Raw genomic sequence first — 18,768 nt, 5'->3', positions numbered from 1 at the left:
TATCAACGCCGGCTTAAGAGCTGGCAATCAGGTTTGCAGAGCCTGTTTTTGGGGCTGAACGCGGGACTGGGGGGCAGATGAAATTCGATCCGGAGACTTATGGCGCCGAACTTTCGCCAGGCGCCGGCTGCGGTCCTGATCTTTACGACACGGAGCCGGCGTTTGCCGCGCTCATGGACTCCTGCGAGGAAATGCTCCCCGAGCGCTTCAGCGAGTTCGACAAGTCGGCCGTCGACTTCAGCGACCTGTTCAAGCAGATGGAAGGCTTCCTCAAGCAATCCCGGGATCTGCGACTTCTTGTTTTGATCGCTCAATTCGGGCTGCTCGGCGGTCACCTGGAGACGTTTGCCGACGCCGTCAGAATTACACGAAGACTGCTTGAAAACCATTGGGACAGCGTTCATCCGGAGGACGCTGATTTCGGCCACATGGAACGAATGGGCGCGGTCGAAGCGCTCAACAACAGGGCGACGGTCTATTTGCCTCTGGAAAGCTGCCCGCTTTTCAAAACCAGAAGAACGGGTGCCATCAGCTACCGCGCGATTCAGGTTGCCGCCGGAAACGTCACCGCACGGGAAGACGAACCGACGATTTCGCTTGGGGCGCTCGAGGCCGCCCTCACCTCGGGAGAAATGGAACAGGACGTCATAGACGATGTCCTGAAGAACCTGAATGAGCTCCCGTCCGAGCTCGAGGCCATTTCCGAAATCTGCACGGAAAAGCTCAAGCAGAACGACGCCAAGGCGGCGCCTCCAAACTATGAAAAACTGTGCGAGCTCCTCAGAGACATGACCAAGGAAGTCAGCACCCGTCTGGGGCTGCTGACACCCGAGGAGCAGGAGGCATCTTCGGAGGAAGACGTCGAATCGGAACAGGCGGAAACGGTCGAAGCCGCCGGTGGCAAAGCGGATATCGCGAACGCCGCCCAGGCAAAACTCGTGCTTGAGGCCGTCGAAAGCTATTTTTCTTCCCGCGAGCCATCGCATCCGGCCCTTTTTCTGGTGCGTGAAGCCCGCGGTCTGGTCGGCAAATCCTACCTGGATGCGCTCAAGATCCTGATGCCGCGCCGATTCGACGAGGTCTCGCTGCTGCTCGGCACCAGCGGACTGCAGATCTCCAACGACCGGCTGGTGGATCTGAATGACATGGGAAGCGGTGATCTGGGAGAGACCGATGGATTCGAAACGCCTGTCATTGCAGGGAGAAACGATGCGATGAAGGCGATTGCGGCCGTCAAAGGTTACTTTTCCGCCAATGAGCCGACCAGTCCGATTCCCATGCTCCTGGACGAAGCGCAAAACATGAGTTCAGGCTCGTTCTCTGGCCTGCTGAACCTTTTTGTGCGCCCTGAGGAATAGTGAGGATAACGCGACGTCCACACGGGTTGCACGGAGCGCCGGAGCCAGCGCCGTTCTTCCTTGACTCACAACGCCAACAGGTCCTCAATAATCTGCAAAATGAGCCTCAAGCGGCCATCCTGTGATTGTGATCACTTCCTCTGGCGACAGGGTGAAGTACATAAGAACCACCAACGCAAAACTTGGTATTCAAACACTAAAACGATAACGAAGAGCTTAGCGAAGATTGTGGACCGAACTTTTCTCGGTCGAGAAACTGAAAGGCAAGTAAAATGGCATCGAATAGTGGGCAAAGCTTTATCAAGCGCAACAGGCCTCCCCGCGTTCACATCTTCTACGAGGATCCGTTTGACGCCGAGCAGAAAGTCGAACTGCCTTTTGTCATGGGTATCATGGCCGATCTTTCGGGCGACAACCCCGGGGTTGAAAAGGCCGACATCGACGACCGCAAGTTCCTCGATATCGACATGGACAATTTCTCCAAGCGGATGGAGGCGATCGAACCGGGTACATCCTTCACGGTGACCGACAAGCTCTCCGGCGAAGAAAACTCCAAGCTGAGCGTTCAGTTGCGTTTCAAGAACATGGACGACTTCACCCCCGGCAAGGTCGCGGAGCAGGTTCCGGCCCTTAAAAAGCTTCTCGACGCGCGCCGCAGTCTTGCAGCGCTGCGCACCATGATGGACGGGCGCGTCCAGGCGATCCACCAGCTGGAAGAGCTGACGCGGGATCCGGCTCTGATGCAGGCCCTCGCCCAGAAAATAGAGTCCGACAAAGGGGATTCCAACGACGGTGCATCGAAGACCGACGGCACGGAGGAGGCGTAAATGAGCAATACGGATACCAGCGCTCAAACCGGCGCAGCAGCAGCCGGCGAAGCCGCAGCGGAAAAAAGCCCGGAGGAATTCGCCTCCATCCTGAAGCAGAACTTCCGCATCAAGAGCGAACAGGACACTGCCAACCAGCTTGTCGACGATGCCATGTCGACGTTCCTGGCCGAGGCTCTCTCCGACCAGGCGCTGATCAAGGACGACGTCTACGACACGATCGACGAGATGATCGCGAAGCTGGACGAAAAACTGACCACACAGGTCAATGAAATCATCCATGCGCCGCAGTTCCAGCAGTTGGAAAGTGCCTGGCGGGGTATCGACTATCTCGTCCACAACTCCGAAACGGACGCCAGCTTGAAGCTGCAGTTCCTGAACATCTCCAAAAGGGAGCTTGCAGGGGTCTTCAAGAGCTACCGCGGCGCCAAGTGGGACCAGAGCCCGCTGTTCAAGCAGATCTACGAAGCCGAATTCGGCCAGCTCGGCGGTCAGCCTTACGGATGCCTCGTCGGCGACTACGAATTCTCCTACGATCCGCAGGACATCACGGTGCTCCGCGGCATGGCGAAAATCGCGTCGGCGGCCCACGCTCCGTTCCTTGCAGCCGCCAATCCGCAGCTCATGCAGATGGAAAGCTGGACCGAACTCCCGGCCAAGCGCGACCTGTCCAAGGTCTTCGACACCGAGATCCACGCTCAGTGGCGTACATTGCGGGAATCCGAGGACGCCCGTTACCTTGGCCTGTCCCTGCCGCGCGTCCTTGCACGCCAGCCCTACGGGGCGAAGTCGGACCCGGTTGAGGAATTCGCCTTCGAAGAGGAATTCGGCGAAGACAGCCACGACAACTATGCCTGGATGAATTCCGCCTATGCGATGGCCACCAACATCAACAAGGCCTACAAGGAATATGGCTGGACTGTCCGTATCCGTGGCGTGGAAAGCGGCGGCCTGGTGGAAAACCTGCCGACCCACGTCTTCGAAACCGACGATGGCGGTGTTGACCAGAAATGCCCGGCCGAAATCGCGGTTTCCGACCGGCGCGAACATGAAATTTCCAATTTGGGCCTGATCCCGCTGATCCATCGGAAGAACACCGACCAGGCGGCCTTCCTGGGTGCGCAGTCGGTCTTCAAGCCGCGGCAGTTCTCCGGTCCTGACGGCAAGGATGCAACCGCTTCGGACAATCTGTCCGCGCGTCTGCCCTACATGTTCGCGACCACGCGTTTCGCCCATTACCTCAAGGTCATGGTGCGCAACAAGATCGGCTCGACCAAGGAATCCGCTCAGTTGCAGCGCTGGCTGAACGACTGGATCATGGACTATGTCGACGGCGATCCGGACAATTCCACCGAGGAAACCAAGGCCCGCAAGCCACTTCGCGAGGCCAAGGTCACGATCATCGATGACGAGGAAAACCCCGGCTACTACAGAGCCCAGTTCTTCCTGCGTCCGCACTACCAGCTGGAAGGCATGGATATCGGCATGAGCCTCGCCTCCCGCATTCCGCAGGATGGCAGCTGACGCCACGAATAGCCGATGGGGCGGCGTTCCGCCCCTCCGGCAGGCATTCCGACGGGATGCCAACCGGCTTTGCCGGGTGGAGGTACACAAGGCGCGACAGCGTCCAGGGGTTTGGACCAAAAGGTCCGAAATAGTTGCAAACTTTAGAGATACGGACCGGGCCCATTGCCTTGTTCGATGAAAGACCAAAAGGATCTATTGAAATGGCTGTTGATTTTTTTCTGAAACTTGATGGCATTAACGGCGAAGCTCAGGACAAGAGCCACAAAGGCGAAATTGACGTCTTGTCCTGGTCCTGGAACGCGACCCAGTCCGGCACAACTCACATGGGCAGCGGCTCCGGTTCCGGTAAAGCCTTCTTCGGCGACCTGTCGATCACCAAATATGTCGACAAATCGTCCCCGGTTCTGCTGCAGCATGTCTCCACCGGCAAGCACATCAAAAGCGGCACCATGTATGTCCGCAAGGCGGCCGGCGACAACCCGCTTGAATACATCAAGCTGGAAATGAAGGACATCATCGTCACCAGCATCGGGACCGGCGGCAGCGGTTCGGAAGACCGTATCACCGAAAGCGCAACCCTGAACTTCGGTGAGTACAAGTTCATCTACACCGAACAGAACCCGGACGGCTCCAAAGGCGCGGCTCCGGAGTTCGCCTGGGACATCGCGGCGAACGAAAAGAAATAAGGCTTCCAGCCGGACCGGCTGCCGTTTCGAAGACGGCAGCCGGTTTTCAGGTCCCTTTTGCAGACCCGATCCGGATATCCGGGCGACAATCGTCTGTCATCGTTTCACTTTTTGCTTGGGCAGCCGCCAGCGTGGGCATAGCCAATGGCTAAATCGACCGTAAAACTGCATTCCCCGCTGATGTGGGCATTCCGGGCGATGGACGATCCGGACTACAAGGCCGCGCAAGCCCGCCAGAAGGAAGATGTCAAGGACCGCAACCTGAAATCGGGCCGACGCCTTTCCCGCTCCTACGGTGTGTCAGAACACACATTGCTCTCGGAAGTCCGCCGCGACCTTCAGGCACTCCTGAATACGGTCAACCTCAACTCCACGCAGGATCTCGCCGACTTTCCCGAAGTGGGCAATTCCATCCTCAACTACGGACTGCCCGATCTCTCGGTTCATGTGGTCGATTCAATCCGGATCGAGAAACTCGCGGACGATATACGCGAAGCGCTTCTCCACTTCGAACCTCGGATGGACCCACGCACACTGAAGGTCGAACGGGACGAAGAGGCCGACAGCGATACCTTCAAGGTCCGCTTTCTGATCAAGGCCGAAATCCGCTGCGACCCGATCCGCATCTCGAGCGAATTCATTGCAGACGTCGATCCGGCCTTCGGACGCATAAAGATCATCGGGGCAACCGCATGAACCGGGAATTTCTGGACCTCTACAATCAGGAACTCATCTACTTGCGGGAACAGGGCGCCGCGTTCGCCGACGCCTATCCAGCCGTCGCGGAGCGCCTGGGCGGTCTGCTTGAAGACAAGTCGGACCCCATGCTTTCAGGGCTTCTGGAAGGCACAGCCTTTCTGGCGGCGCGTGTTCAGCTCAAGATGAAGCATGAATTCTCCGAATTCACGTCCAATCTTTTCGAGCAACTCTACCCCACCGCCCTTGCCCCAATCCCCTCCATGGTGCTTGCGCGCGTCACGCCGAAATACGGTGACGCGAACCTGCGCCAGGGCATCAAGATCCAGCGCCACGCCCCCATGGAAGCCGTTTTCCGCGAACGCCAGGGGGAAGTCCGCTGCCGGTTCACACTGACGGCGCCGATCACCATGACGCCGCTTGAACTCAGTGGTGCGAAATACCTGAGCTCGGCCGCCCAGATTTCCGGGCTCGGAGCGGAAATGGCGGAAGACCGCCGGGCCCGTGCGGGCCTGTCCATCACCCTGACGCACCGCATGTCGGAGGACCGGGACCAGGAAGTATCGGCTGAAGAGGCCCTCAAGAAGCGCGAATACCAGGTCGCCGGCTGCCGTATCGACGAGCTGCCGATCCGCCTGATCGGGCCTCTGGACCTTGCGGCACGGGTCTACGAACAGATTTTTGGACATACGATCGCGATCTACATGAGGACAGAGGACGCCTACGGACAGGCGACCTTGCAGCGCCTCCCGGTGAGCGCCATCGAGCAGCTCGGCTTCGATGAGGAAGATGCTCTGCTTCACAACGACAGACGGCTCTTCACCGGCTTCGATCATTTACGCGACTATTTCAATTTCCCGCGCAGCTTCCTGGGATTCCGGCTCACGGGCCTGCGGCGCTACATCGACCGGGTCCACGCAAAGTCCTTCGAACTTGTTTTCGTTTTCGACGAAGCGGATCCCCGCCTTCCCGCCCATGTCGAGCACAAGATCTTCGCCTTGCACAGCGCACCGGCCGTCAATCTGTTCGAGCGCCAGACAGACCGGGTTCCGATCAAGAAGGGGCAGCACGAATTCGCGGTCATCACGGACCGGACCCGGCCCCTCGACTACGAGGTGCACTCAGTCAAGGAGGTCAACGCCCATTTCTCCGGCGGCGAGAAGCGGACGGTCGAACCGCTCTACAGCGTGGCGCCGGATACGGACAGGGCGGGTCACGAATGGTTCTACACCATCCGCCGACTGCCGCGCCGGCAATCGTCCAGCGAACTCAGGCGCATGCAGCCAAGTTCCTATCTCGGCACGGAGACCTTTATCTCGATTTCCAGCGGCGCACACGCGGCCGCGCTCCTGAACAGCGGCGACAAGAAACTCGCGGAACTCTCCTTGAAGGTAATGGCGTCCAATCGGGCGCTCGCCGCCGACCTGCCGGTCGGCAGCACGCCCGACAAGTCCCCGATCGGAGACTTTCGTATTCTTGAGGATGTCAACCTGAAGGTCGATTGCGTCGCGGGACCGACACCGCCGCGGCCGCCTTTGCTTTCCTACAACGAACGTCTTGGGGAGAGCGGCCATGTTGGCGCGATCGCCTGGCGCCTGATCAATATCCTGGCCCTCAATCACACCGGTCTGGTTCATGACGGAGCGGGTCAGGATGGCCGGTCCTTCCGGGATCTGTTGAGTGTTTTCGCCCCCCTGTCCGACAACTCCGCCGACCGGCAGGCCCAGTCCGTGCGCTCGGTGTCGACGCGGCCTGTGGTACGCAGGCTGCAACAGAAGTCCGGCACCGGCGTCGCCAGGGGGCTGGAGGTGACGATCACGCTCGACGACAAAGCCTTCGAGGGCGCGAGCGCCTTCCTGATGGGCGCGGTATTGGACCGTTTCCTCGCCGAATATGCCTCCATCAATCACTTCACCCAATGCGTGATCGAGACCACGGAACGCGGAACGATCATGAAATGGCCGCCCAGGATCGGCGCGAAAGGGATCCTATGAGCAGGCCGGAGGACAAGGACCAATCCGCAAAGGCGGGTGCCGGAGCCGCTTCCTCCGCCCGTGACAAGACCGTGCTGCAATTCGCGTCCCCGCAAGCCCCTGTCTGGCCCGACACGGAGGAATCCGGCGCGTCCCCCAGCGAGGATGGCCCGGCAGCGGACGCGGAAACACACGAAGAACAGGCCGCAGACTCCGTTGGAATGCCCCTTGCGGACGATCAGAGGGTCCCGGAGCCCGCGGAAGAACTCCTGCCTGAACCTCTTGAGGCAGACAAGGAAGCCGAGGCCGAGGCCGCGCCGGCGGTGCCGGAACCTGGCCCGGAGCAGCCCGGCGAACCGTTTCCGGATCAAACCGCCGCCCCCGACGAGGAAGCCGCACCGCCGGAGGAACCATGTATCGAGGTTCCGGTCCAGCAGCAATATGCCTCGCTCCTCGCCGCGTTGAACGAGCGGATCGAAAAGCACCCGGGCGGGCACGACCTGCTTGCCGTCCTGCGCATGCTGGAAGGTCAGACCGCCGAAAAGGAGTCTCAAAACCGGCAAAAGTCTTCAAAGGACGATGAGCCGGCCCCGCCCCGGATCGGCAAAAGTCGGCGGTCCATGGAAGATATCGTCCGTTTCGGCCAGGACCCTTCAAGCGAATTCGCAACCTCGACCATCGAACGAGCCAAACGGGACGCGGACGGCGGACTGGTGCTGCTGGAGCGTTTCCTGGGGCTTCTCGGCCCCCAAGGCGCTCTGCCGTCGTCTCTGACGGATGAAGCCATCATGCGCGGACTTCAGGGAGATGACAGTTTCCCGCGCTTTCTGGATGTCTTCAACAACCGCTTTGTTCAGCTCTTTTTCCGGGCCTGGGCGGACGCACGGCCGCTTGTACAGCATGACAGGCCGGACGACGACCGGTTCCTCGGTTATCTCGGTTCGGCCATCGGTGTCGGCTCACCAATCTATCGCGATCTTGACCGGATCGACGACCGGTTGAAACTGCTCTACGCGGGCCTGATGTCGCCCAAGTCGAAAAGCGCGGCCCGCCTGAAGGCGCTGATCACCGGCGTATTCGGTGTCAGAGTGGAAATCGATCAATGCGTCGGCACCTGGCTGCATCTCGACCCGGACGATCAGCTGAGCCTCGGCGGTCTCGGACCGGCTGGCGCGGGCCGCCTCGGCGCCGATACAATCGTCGGCGCGAAGGTTTACAGCGTCAGCGACAAGATCCGCATCCGGATCTTCACAAAATCCCTCGAAGAGTACCGGAGGTTCTTGCCTCCGACACGGTCAAAGCCCAATCAATGGACCGAAAAACTATTTGATCTCATAGATTTCTACCTCGGTCTTGAAGTCGAATATGAAATAGAACTTGCCTTGCCCAGGAGATGCGCATCCGAGATTCAGATGAACCGAGCGAACTCCGCCACCCTCGGCCATATCGGCTGGCTGAAGCCCGCAGCCGGTCCAAAGGAAGAAGAATTGCCGGCGGAAGACGAAGATATGCTGACAGATACCCGATTCCGGCCTGTGCGCCGCCATACCACCGTTTATCAATAGGTCTCAAATCCGAAAGGCCGAAGCCATGAGTGACATTCTGGTCGAAACCGTTGCCAACAAACTCACCACCGTCAGTTACGAGTGCCTGGAAAAGGCCATGCGGCTGACCAAGAGTTCAGGCCATCGTCATCTGGAGATCCTGCACTGGCTTTACTACCTGGTGCGTGACGAAAACTCCGACCTGCCCCATATTTTGAACCATTTCGGCATCGATCTCGGTACCGTTCACGCGGATCTGCAAAAAGCGATTTCGGAACTGAAAATCAACCAGACCGAACTGCCGTCCATGTCCGCTCCCTTCCAGGAGGCGCTTGAACGCGCCTGGTTCGAAGGTACGCTGCGCTACGGCGACTACAAGATCCGCTCCGCCTATGTGTTGATTGCCGTGATGGGCGAGAAATCCGTCTGGCGTCAGCTTCGCACTTACTGTGCGCAGTTCGACAAACTGAACCGGGACACGATCACCGACAGTCTGGACGGCATTGCCGGCGCATCGGCTGAGACCGGGGCCCGCCCAGTGGATGGATCGGGGCCGAAATCCGCGGCGCCGGCAACAGCCGGGGACGGTGGAGACATGGCTCCCGGCCGTGGTGTCGGCGAGGACGCCCTCACCCAGTTCACGGTCGATTTCACCGCCCGGGCCCGGGCTGACGAATTCGACCCGATCGTGGGCCGCGACGATGAAATCCGGCAGGTCATCGACGTCCTCATGCGCCGTCGTCAGAACAACCCGATCCTGACGGGGGAAGCCGGTGTCGGCAAAACGGCGATTGTCGAAGGGTTCGCCCAGAAGATCGTCGCCGGAGACGTTCCACCCGCGTTGATCGGTACGCGTATTGCTGCGCTCGACCTCGGCCTGCTGCAGGCCGGCGCTTCCGTGAAGGGCGAGTTCGAAAAGCGCCTGCGCGCGGTCATCGACGCGGTCCATGCGTCAATCGTGCCGACGATCCTGTTCATCGACGAAGCCCACACACTGATCGGCGCGGGTGGTGCGGCCGGCACGGGCGACGCGGCGAACCTCCTGAAACCGGCTCTTGCCCGCGGCACTTTGCGGACGGTTGCCGCAACGACCTGGGCCGAATACCGGCAGCACTTCGAAAAGGACCCTGCCCTGACCCGGCGCTTTCAGCCGGTGCAGGTCGACGAACCCGACGAGGAAAAATGCTTCACCATGGTGCGCGGGTTACTGTCGCCGATGGAATCCCACCACCAGGTGCGCATCCTCGACAGCGCGGTCAAAGCCGCCGTGTCCCTGTCCCGCCGCTACATTCCCGCCCGCCAGTTGCCGGACAAGGCGGTCAGCGTTTTGGATACCGCGTCGGCCCGGGTGAACATTTCCCAGGCGGCCCATCCGGCACGCCTGACCGATCTCTTTGCCAAGAAGGGGTTTCTCGAGACGGAGAAAACCGCGCTTCTCAACGATTCCGAACTCGGCACCGTCACGGACGAACATATCGAGGCCATCGACAGCGCCATTACCGAAACGGAGAGTTCAATTGACGCGGTTCGCGACAACTGGGAACGTGAGCGCAAACTTGTCTCCGAAATCCGCCGCCTGAACGCGGCCCTGACCCGGTTGAAGAGCGGCGACGAGGAACAAGTCGAGGAAAGCGCCAAGGCCGAAGCCTCGACGGACACGCCGGAAGATACGGCTCTTGTGCCGATCGACAGCCTCGAGCTGGAACTCGACATCGACCTGGAAGACGAAGACGCCATCCGGACCGCGCTTCACGAGAAACGCAAGGAGTTGTCCGAAATCCCGGATGAGGACCGCATGGTCTATGCCTATGTCGACGACGACGCCGTCGCCAGCATCATCTCCGACTGGACAGGCGTGCCGGTGGGCCGCATGGTTCAGGACGAAATGCAGACCATCCTGTCGCTCGCCGATACGCTCAACAAACGCGTGATCGGCCAGTCCCACGGTCTCGGCATGATCGCCAAGCGCATCGAAACCAGCCGGGCGCAGCTCGGCAACCCGAACAAACCGATCGGGGTGTTCATGCTGTGCGGCCCCTCAGGCGTCGGCAAGACCGAAACGGCGATCGCGCTGGCCGAGTCGCTTTATGGCGGCGAGCACAATCTGATCACCATCAACATGTCCGAGTTCCAGGAAGCCCACTCCGTTTCCGGTCTGAAGGGCGCGCCTCCGGGCTATGTCGGATACGGCGAAGGCGGGCGTCTTACGGAAGCCGTGCGGCGCAAGCCCTATTCGGTCGTCCTGCTGGACGAGGTCGAAAAGGCCCATCCGGACGTGCACGAGATCTTTTTCCAGGTCTTCGACAAGGGCTGGATGGAAGACGGCATGGGGCGGAAGATCGATTTCCGCAACACACTGATCCTCCTGACTTCCAATGTCGGCACCAACGAGATCATGGACGCTTCCGCGGCGATGCTCGACACGCCCGTCTCAAGCGACCCGGCCCTGGCGGCGACCGACCCGAATGCCCCCGATCCGGAAAAGCTTGCAGAAGACCTTCGTCCGGCCCTTATGGACGTCTTTCCGCCTGCCCTTCTCGGGCGCATCGTCACCATCCCCTACTACCCGCTGTCGCCCTCCGTGCTCGGCTTCATCGTCCGCCTGCAACTGGACAGGGTCGTCAAGCGCGTGAAGGAAAACCAGAACGCGGAACTCGTCTATGGGGACGACGTGGTCGCTCATATCGTTTCGCTGTGCCGCGACCCGGACAGCGGCGGCCGCATGATCGACAACATCCTGACCAACGACCTCCTGCCCAAACTGTCGCGCGCCTTCCTCACCGCGCAAATGCACGGCGACGAAGTATCCAAGGTCACCCTGACAGCGGGCGACGACGGAATCGCGGTTGAAGCCGGCTAACCGGCTGGCAGAAATGTCGTCCGCACAGCGAAAGGCCCGGGTCCAGGTGGACCCGGGCCGTTTTTTAGTTGAAACCGAAACGCGGGCCGCAAATTGTCCGGTCAACCGGTGACCGGCCTGCTGCCAATTCGCCGGAGCGGGGACGTTCCTGTGGTTTTTTGAGCCCACTATTGGGCGACGAGGATCTCACCGATCAGAGACCGGTATTGCTTGAGATCGGCGCTTGCCACCGATTGCGGCGCATCGGTGCCCGCTTCCATCTCGAAGGCAAGCGGATCGGTCGGTTCGCCGCGCTGGCGGATTTCAAAATGAAGATGCGGTCCGGTGGAGAGCCCTGTCGTGCCGACGTAGCCGATCAGATCGCCCGCCTGAACGACCGATCCAAGCTGGATGCCGTCCGCATATTCGTGCATGTGGGCATAGCGGCTGGAGATGCCGTCCTTGTGGGTCAATTCGATGAAATTGCCATAACCGCCCCGGACATCGCGATATGTCACCTTGCCGGAGAAGGCGGCGCGGATCGGCGTCCCGGTCGGCGCGGCCCAGTCGACGCCGGCATGCAGGCGTTCGATTTTCTTGATCGGATGGTAGCGCATGCCGAACTTGGACGTCAGAACGCCTTTGACCGGAACCAGCATGGCGCCCGAAAGACTGACCTTGCCGCCTTCGTTCACACAGGCAAAACCGCGATTGCCCGGTGCCTTGAGCACGTAGCAGCGCACCGACCACTTGTCCCCCTGGCGGACGCCGGCGTAAAGAACCCGGCCACCGCCGCGCTTTTCGTCGCGCGGAACGCCGGTGAAAACCAGCGTGAAGCGCTCGTCAGGCTTGATGGTCCGTTTCAGGTCGGTCATCGGCGCCAGATACGCGATCGCCTCGCCGACGATCGAGGCAGGCACGGCGTTGCGGACGGCCGTGGCATAGAGGCCATCGATCAGGCGATGGCTCTTGGCATCCACAGCGCTTCCCGCGTCCGCCACCTTTTGCTCTTCCTCGACGATGGTCTTGCCGAACCAGGGATCCGCGCCATGAACGTAACGGCCCCCGTCCCGGTCCACGGAGTAGGCCGCTGTTCCGATGTAGCCATCGCTTGAATAAAAGGAGATCTGAACCGGACGATAATAGTCGCCGATGCGGCCGACCTTGTTGGGCAGCCGTACACCCCTGACCGCAACCTTGTCGCCGACGGCCAGACCGGTCTTCTGAAACTCCTGCGCGCTGAACTCCAGCAGGGACTTGCTGGTCTCCTCATCGAAGCTGTGCTCCTTCAGGAACGTCTCCAGCGTGACCGCTTCCTTGATCCCGGTCTTGATCTCGATCCTGCTCGCTCCCTGGCCAATCGGCCGTTCCGTCAGGAAAAGATCCAGGGTGTTGCTAGGCGGCTTCAGGAACACCGGCAGGTTCGGCTTGTCGCTTGCAGCAGATTGGTCCTCCTCGACCACAAGACCTTCGCTGTCCTGTCCGCCGCCGAAGTTGCCGAACTGGAAATCGGCTTCGCTACCCGGTGCGCGAATGACCAGATCGCCGCTGTCGTTCAGCATGCGGCTGTCGAGAACGAAGGCGGTCAGCGCCGGCACCGCGCTCTCCCCACCCGTGGCTGAAGAAACCGGTATCGGGCGTTCCGACAGTTCGATCCGTTGTCCTTCGCCGCCTCCTTTCAGAAGCACAGGGTCGCCAGCCAGCGGAATCACCGCAGACAGCGCCATGTCGAAGAAGGGATCGGCCGGAAGGTCAAGATCTTCCTCATTTTTGGAGACCGTTTCCGTGGGGGCCATCTGCGGTGGCTCCTCGGCCTCCTGCGACCCGGCTGTCACGGTCTCTTCGTTTGCCGGCCCGGTGTCCGGGGACGACGGGATCGGCACAGTGGACCGTTGCGGTTGTCCGCCACCACCTGCCTCCGATGCGATTTCCGGTGCGACCTCAGGCGCGGAGAAGGAAATCGCACCGGAATTGATCAGATGAGCGAGACCGCCAATGCCGCCGCCCAGACCCAAGAAAACCAGGGCAAGGGCAACATAGGCAATTTTCGACCCGCGTTTAGGCTCGGCTTCCACGTGTCGCGGAACTGCGGGCTCCGGGTCTTTCGGCGGGTCTTCCGGAAGCTTCGGCCCCTGGCCGGCTGGACGGATGACGGTCCGGTCGAATACGGGACGTTGATCGCCCTGGGTTCGATTTTGTGGCCATTCCACCATGCTGCTACCTGGACCGAGTCTTCGACGAAGCGCGATTATACGGAACGTTTGCGCAGTCCGCCGCTTTTTCCTGTGTGCTTTTCCCGCGCCGCCGGAGCGATCCGTTCCATTTTCATTTCAGCCGTATCCAGGGTAAACACCGTTGTATCCTTGCTCAATCCCCTGAGCAGGCCTGTCCAGATCGCCTTTTTCGGGTAGCTTTCAGGCAGTTTGTCCGCGATGGGTTTGCTGAACGCCAGGCGTACCCTGTTTTCTTTCGCAACCGCTTCAATCCTGCTGGCCGTGTTGACGGTGGTTCCCATGACGGTGAAAGAGCGTCTGTACTCACCGCCGATATCGCCGACCAGAACATGGCCGGCATGCAAGGCAACACGCAGATCCAAAGCCGGTTGTCCGGTCTTGTCCCGCATCCGATCCAGAAGCCGGACGATCTCGCATGCGGAATCGACCGCCGCCCGTTCCGGATCGTCGACGGTATTGGGCGCGTTCCAGACCGCCATGATCGCATCGCCGATGTATTTGTCGATATAGCCCTGATGCGCCGTGATGACCTGGCCGATCGCGTCAAAACAGGAGTTGACCACGCGCACCACCTCCCGGTCCGCGAGACTTTCCGACATTTTGGTGAACCCGGCGATATCGATGAACCCCACAACAACGTGGCGGGTGTCGCCTCCGAGTTCCGGCAGCTGTTCCGACTGGGCCATCTGGCGGATCACATCGGGCGCCAGATAATGGCTGAAGAGGCGCACAAGCGAGCGTTGCTTGCGCTGCAGGATGCCGACCTTGCCGACGGCGGAAACAACCATCGCGCTGACGCAGGCGACCGGGGCCACACCGGGTGCGAACAGAACTCCGAACTCGAGCCCCGCGAGACTGACGCCGAGTCCCGCCACAATGCCCGAAAGTGCGACGGCGGGAAGTACCATCAGAGGCAGGAAAAGTCCCGCCAAAGATCCGGCGACCGCGAACAGGATTGCCACCGCGGGCAGCACCCCGCGCGGCGGCGCCTTCGCCACCCGTCCAGATACCGCGGCTCCGACAATATCGGCGAGGATCAGTACCCCGGCGGTCTGCGGCTGAACCCGAGGGCGGCCACTCGGCCCGGTCATTGCCTCTTTCGCCGGCAGGTGCGGCAGGAACCTGTCGGAATAAAGATGCTCGTCCTCATACGGCAGCATGCTTCCGAACAGAACTGCCCGACCGCCGACGAAGTCTTTCAATGCCTCCTTGCCCTCCTCCGTTTCCAGCATGGTCAGAACGTCGACCAGAGACAGATAGGGGGTCGAAGTCGCCAGGCGGCTCGTCGGAATGGCGACATATCCTTCGGAGATATCCGATCCGAGTTTGGCGAGGACGGCATCTATCATGTCCGGCGAGTCCACAAGAGGCGCATCCGGCGCGTGCCGTCGAACAATGCCGTCGCTGTCCGTCACCACCAGTACCGAACGGACGCCTCCGGCGCCGGCCACCGCGGAAAAGCTGCGGTGCGGTACGCCGATCTCGGTGTGGGCGATAAAGACCTTGCCTCTGTTTTGAAGAAGGAAGCGCTTGAAGGGAACGTCCAGTCCGCGCAAACTGGCTTCGCCCGATCCGGGAAACTGGAAATCGTCGGCGCTGTAGGCGAAAACGAAATCGAAACCGGCCACGAGAGCACCGGCATCAATCACCCCCTGCCCGGCCTTGGCGAAAAAGGGGGTCATCAATACGCGTGGCAAGACCGCCAGTTTTTCTGAATCCAGCGAGACCTGGTCCAGACCAACCACGACAACCGGTGCCGGGGTTTTCGCCTGCGCGGGGCGCAACACGGTACGCAACTGGAAAAGCCGGTCAATCACCCAGCCTTCCCACACGGCCTTTTGGGCCGACAAGCCCACACCAATGCCCGACAATGCCGCGACAAAGGCAATAAGAACGATAAGCTGTTTCCGGCCGAAGACGACGTCCGCAAACCGGCCGCGTGATGTCATTTTACGATGACGACCGCGGTGTTACGGCCGACCTGCGCGGGATCGACTGTGAATTTGCGCATGACAACTCCGAAATCCGGTGCCTTGCCTTGCAGGAACAGTTCGACGTTGACCGGCTCTTCCTCGGTCTGGCGATCCGGCATCTCGGTCAGAATATGATCGAGAATGTCAAAGCGCTTCGGCGCTCCGCCTTCGAATGAGACGAACACCGTGTCGTATTCCTGGCGCAACTGATTGTCGAACCGGAGCATGAGCGAGGCCGCTTTCTTGTTTTCGAGCGCCAGGCCACGCAGTGTAACGGTCAGGCCCTTGTCGGGTTTTTCAGAGTTGGAGCCGCTGTCCGCCTGAAGGCAGTTGCCTGCCCTGAGAACGTCTTCCTCACCGCCCGCCAGCGTGTAGCCAGAAGAGGAAACAGTCACGGTTCCGGACTTGAGACGAACTTCCTGACAGGCCGAATAGTCGAGAAGGTCGACAGTGCCGTCGGCACCGAGTTCCACGACATCTCCCGGCATCAGTTCTGTAAAGGCAGCGACCGCCACGTTTTCGGACTTGTCCAGCACGAGGGCGACAGGATCCGCCAAGGCGGCGCCACCCGACGCGACGAACGCCAAAGCGGAGCACAGGAATTTCGATTTAAATCTTGGCACGATGGAAACGCCTTTCTTCAAACGGGTCATAACGGTCTCCTGAATTACCGACCTTCTACCAAGCATCACCGACCATGATCCTCCCGGCTGGCCAGTGACCGGCTCCAGAGGCTCACCGGGCAGCGCCGCGCCTCTTGGGCGTTTGCCGAACAAGCCGTCGATACGCTCCTGGCCGTTAAACCTGAAAAGACGGCCGGATGTGACATGGTCCTGTCGCCTGGTATTATGGTATCCGAAAAATATTCAAGCAATTGCTCAATCGGGTTTCATCTCTAGCAGACCATCGGGGCATGACTATGATTTCGATCACAGTTTCCTGCAACTTGCTCGCCCCGGCTTCCAGTCGTCCGGCCTTCGCCTACCCAGCAGGTTCCGTGTAGACACTCGCAATCCCGAGGCCATCCGCAGTTTCGGCGATCAAATCGAGAAGCTTGGCCTCGACGCTCATCGTCATTGGCCGCCCGTCCAGCGCCTTCAGCACACTCAACAGCTTGGGCATCGGCTCAGAGGACTGAACCATGACGATGTGATCCGCGCCAAACGGCAAAGCCGCCCGGAGCCTGAGAGCATAAGGCTCTTCGGCGTTCAAGGCCGTATCCCTGCCGAGCGGATCAGCTTTTTCGTCGGGCGCAAGCAGGCGTAGGGTTCCATCCGCCTCCAGCGCGAAGACGGCCACAAAGCCCTCCATCTCGGATGTGAGACCAACCTTGAAAGGAGCGCCTTCCCGAACATGCCCGACAGACGGTTTGATCTTGCCTTCAATCGGCTGCACGCTGAATGCGACATCGAAAAGGTCGGAAAGGAAGACCCATTTGGTCACCACGTTCGAGAAGCGGTCCGCATTGGTGGCCTGTCCGCGAAGGACGACATCGCCGAATTTCGTCAAAACGTCGCCCGCCTCGATGTCCCAGAACAGGTCGGCCGTTTCGTCGCCCGCGCGTTTCAGCCGGCCGTCGAACTGTTCCGTCAGGCTCTGGAGCAGCGGTCCCGCGGTATCGGTGCTGGCCGATACGGTGAGCGCGGCGTTGTTGCGCTCCAGGATATTTCCGTCCACCCGCGGCAATACCGCCGCCCGGGTCGCCCCGCCGACATCGAGGCTCGGCGTCTGGCGCCCTTCGGTCGCCACCCGTACGGTTTCCTGCAAGAAGCGGCTGAGTTCCGACATGCTGATGCCGCCGTCACGGTCCAGGTCCGCCCGTCCTTCGACCCCGCGTGCGAAGGCCCAACTCAGAGCGCCACGCGGTTCGCCGGCAATCATCAGCTCGGGGATCACCTGGCCGTCGACGGTCGCGCCGACATATATGACGTTCGGCAGATGCTCCGGCTGATCGGAAGCCGCCGCCGCCTTTGCCAGCGCGGGAGGCAGCGACTCGGACCGCAGCACATCGTTTTCGAAAGGCGGCAATCCCACAAGGCGCGTTCCAAGCCGGGTGATGCGCGGGTCGACCGACCTCGTCATGGTTCCCGAATGGCAACTGTCGGCCAGCACCATGACGCTTCGACCGCCGGTCGCCTGCAGCATGGCGGCGATGTCGTCGTCGCGCAGCCGCTCGCCATTGCCTGGAGCCGTTACGTCGAAGCCGGCCAGAAGAAAGACTTCGTCCAGACCGTCGTCTTCGGACCCTTTCACCCATTCCTGTTCCTGCGCGCCGTGTCCCGCGTAGGACAGGACGAGAATATCGTCCTCGGACGACCGTGCGATCAGGTCCTGCCACGCTGTCAAAACGGCGGACCGTGTGGCCGCACCGTCGTAAAGCGTGGTCAGGTCGCTGACGCCAGCGGCCTGCAAGGTATCGGCAATGTCCTTTGCATCGTTCACCGCGCCTTTGAGCGGTGAGACGTGCTGGTAATCGTCTATGCCGATTACCAGGGCTCGCCATTCGGCGGCCGACACGGGAGCGCAAAGCAAAGCAAGGCATGACAAGACACGAACCGGCACCAACGCAGGCTTCAGGGTCTTGTTCCAGGAATTCAGGAACATTTTATCTCTCGTTCAGGTGCGTTGATCAGCCCCAACCGCCGCTGTTGCCGCCCCCGGGGCCGCCACCGCCGCCGCCGCCACCGCCGCCGCTGCCGCCACCGTTGCTTTCCGGCTGCCGGACCACAGGCGCCGTTCTGACCGGCGCCGGCGCGGACGTTGTCGGTGCCGCAGGGGACTGGACCGTCGGTGCTGCGGCGGTTCCACTCGTGTTCTGGCATCCGGCAAGCGAGAGAGCCAAAACGCCAAGCGCTGGTCCTGCGAGCAGAATTCTCTTCATGGTTATCTCCTTTTGTCGTCAGTTCTGTTGCGGTTCGCGTCGAAGCCTTCGCAGCTGCCAGATGGCGAGACAGGGCGGCGAAGACGGCATCCCGAGGACGCCTCCTGCTGACCCGCAGCTCTATCGGACAGGTTCTTCATCAACGCCACCGCCAATTCCTTTTCCTCAATAAATCCAGATCAGTGCAAATTCGAAACACGCGTCGTTTTCCGTTCAATGTTCCGGCGCCA

Annotated in this window: 13 protein-coding genes; 8 read left to right on the top strand and 5 right to left on the bottom strand. The window is 60.7% G+C overall.

What is annotated here, in order from left to right; genetic code table 11:
* The first annotated feature begins 77 nt into the window (after positions 1–77).
* From JF539_RS08485 to tssH, 8 genes are all read left to right on the top strand, one after another.
* Positions 78–1,358 carry an ImpA family type VI secretion system protein gene (locus JF539_RS08485; protein ID WP_207139862.1) on the top strand — a complete coding sequence of 427 codons (1,281 nt, stop codon included), beginning with the start codon at positions 78–80 and terminating at the stop codon, positions 1,356–1,358.
* A 272-nt stretch (positions 1,359–1,630) separates the two neighbouring features.
* Positions 1,631–2,185, top strand: coding sequence for a type VI secretion system contractile sheath small subunit (gene tssB / locus JF539_RS08480; RefSeq protein WP_207139861.1), 555 nt, complete (start codon positions 1,631–1,633; stop codon positions 2,183–2,185).
* A complete protein-coding gene (tssC, locus tag JF539_RS08475) occupies positions 2,186–3,709 on the top strand; it encodes a type VI secretion system contractile sheath large subunit (protein WP_207139860.1) in 1,524 nt (507 codons plus the stop codon). It begins immediately after the preceding gene.
* Positions 3,710–3,912: 203 nt separating this feature from the next.
* A complete protein-coding gene (locus tag JF539_RS08470) occupies positions 3,913–4,398 on the top strand; it encodes an Hcp family type VI secretion system effector (protein ID WP_207139859.1) in 486 nt (161 codons plus the stop codon).
* 144 nt (positions 4,399–4,542) lie between these two features.
* A complete protein-coding gene (gene tssE / locus JF539_RS08465) occupies positions 4,543–5,094 on the top strand; it encodes a type VI secretion system baseplate subunit TssE (protein ID WP_207139858.1) in 552 nt (183 codons plus the stop codon).
* Positions 5,091–7,088 carry a type VI secretion system baseplate subunit TssF gene (gene tssF, locus JF539_RS08460; RefSeq protein WP_207139857.1) on the top strand — a complete coding sequence of 666 codons (1,998 nt, stop codon included), beginning with the start codon at positions 5,091–5,093 and terminating at the stop codon, positions 7,086–7,088. The genes tssE and tssF overlap by 4 nt, the downstream gene beginning before the upstream one ends.
* Entirely contained in the window at positions 7,085–8,632 is a 1,548-nt protein-coding gene (tssG, locus tag JF539_RS08455; RefSeq protein WP_207139856.1) for a type VI secretion system baseplate subunit TssG, read from the top strand. Before tssF ends, tssG begins: the two co-directional genes overlap by 4 nt.
* Positions 8,633–8,657: 25 nt before the next feature.
* Entirely contained in the window at positions 8,658–11,471 is a 2,814-nt protein-coding gene (tssH, locus tag JF539_RS08450) for a type VI secretion system ATPase TssH (RefSeq protein ID WP_207139855.1), read from the top strand.
* A 167-nt stretch (positions 11,472–11,638) separates the two neighbouring features.
* On the opposite strand, the gene JF539_RS08445 is transcribed toward tssH, so the two are convergent.
* The 5 genes from JF539_RS08445 to JF539_RS08425 all read right to left on the bottom strand — a co-directional run bounded on the left by JF539_RS08445 (position 11,639) and on the right by JF539_RS08425 (position 18,538).
* On the bottom strand, positions 11,639–13,663 hold the full coding sequence (locus JF539_RS08445) for a M23 family metallopeptidase (RefSeq protein WP_207139854.1): 2,025 nt from the start codon (positions 13,661–13,663) through the stop codon (positions 11,639–11,641).
* A gap of 35 nt (positions 13,664–13,698) precedes the next feature.
* Positions 13,699–15,633, bottom strand: a complete 1,935-nt coding sequence (locus JF539_RS08440; protein WP_207139853.1) for an adenylate/guanylate cyclase domain-containing protein — start codon at positions 15,631–15,633, stop codon at positions 13,699–13,701.
* Positions 15,630–16,310 (bottom strand): hypothetical protein, encoded by a 681-nt coding sequence (locus JF539_RS08435; RefSeq protein ID WP_209017054.1) that lies wholly within the window; start codon positions 16,308–16,310, stop codon positions 15,630–15,632. The genes JF539_RS08440 and JF539_RS08435 overlap by 4 nt, the downstream gene beginning before the upstream one ends.
* Positions 16,311–16,638: 328 nt before the next feature.
* A complete protein-coding gene (locus JF539_RS08430) occupies positions 16,639–18,261 on the bottom strand; it encodes a caspase family protein (protein WP_207139852.1) in 1,623 nt (540 codons plus the stop codon).
* Positions 18,262–18,286: 25 nt separating this feature from the next.
* A complete protein-coding gene (locus JF539_RS08425; protein WP_207139851.1) occupies positions 18,287–18,538 on the bottom strand; it encodes a hypothetical protein in 252 nt (83 codons plus the stop codon).
* Between the last annotated feature and the right edge of the window lie 230 nt (positions 18,539–18,768).

The sequence above is a fragment of the Roseibium aggregatum genome (assembly GCF_017309185.1).
Lineage (GTDB): Bacteria > Pseudomonadota > Alphaproteobacteria > Rhizobiales > Stappiaceae > Roseibium > Roseibium aggregatum_B.
The sequence above is the reverse complement of the archived record's forward strand: the minus strand, read 5'-3'. Positions and strand labels throughout refer to the sequence as shown.

Coding starts and splice junctions, on each gene's coding strand:
- tssC (WP_207139860.1), top strand. CDS start 2,186: ATGAGCAATACGGATACCAGCGCTCAAACCGGCGCAGCAGCAGCCGGC.
- JF539_RS08445 (WP_207139854.1), bottom strand. CDS start 13,663: ATGGTGGAATGGCCACAAAATCGAACCCAGGGCGATCAACGTCCCGTA.
- JF539_RS08430 (WP_207139852.1), bottom strand. CDS start 18,261: ATGTTCCTGAATTCCTGGAACAAGACCCTGAAGCCTGCGTTGGTGCCG.
- tssF (WP_207139857.1), top strand. CDS start 5,091: ATGAACCGGGAATTTCTGGACCTCTACAATCAGGAACTCATCTACTTG.
- JF539_RS08425 (WP_207139851.1), bottom strand. CDS start 18,538: ATGAAGAGAATTCTGCTCGCAGGACCAGCGCTTGGCGTTTTGGCTCTC.
- JF539_RS08435 (WP_209017054.1), bottom strand. CDS start 16,310: ATGACCCGTTTGAAGAAAGGCGTTTCCATCGTGCCAAGATTTAAATCG.
- JF539_RS08440 (WP_207139853.1), bottom strand. CDS start 15,633: ATGACATCACGCGGCCGGTTTGCGGACGTCGTCTTCGGCCGGAAACAG.
- tssG (WP_207139856.1), top strand. CDS start 7,085: ATGAGCAGGCCGGAGGACAAGGACCAATCCGCAAAGGCGGGTGCCGGA.
- JF539_RS08485 (WP_207139862.1), top strand. CDS start 78: ATGAAATTCGATCCGGAGACTTATGGCGCCGAACTTTCGCCAGGCGCC.
- tssE (WP_207139858.1), top strand. CDS start 4,543: ATGGCTAAATCGACCGTAAAACTGCATTCCCCGCTGATGTGGGCATTC.
- tssB (WP_207139861.1), top strand. CDS start 1,631: ATGGCATCGAATAGTGGGCAAAGCTTTATCAAGCGCAACAGGCCTCCC.
- JF539_RS08470 (WP_207139859.1), top strand. CDS start 3,913: ATGGCTGTTGATTTTTTTCTGAAACTTGATGGCATTAACGGCGAAGCT.
- tssH (WP_207139855.1), top strand. CDS start 8,658: ATGAGTGACATTCTGGTCGAAACCGTTGCCAACAAACTCACCACCGTC.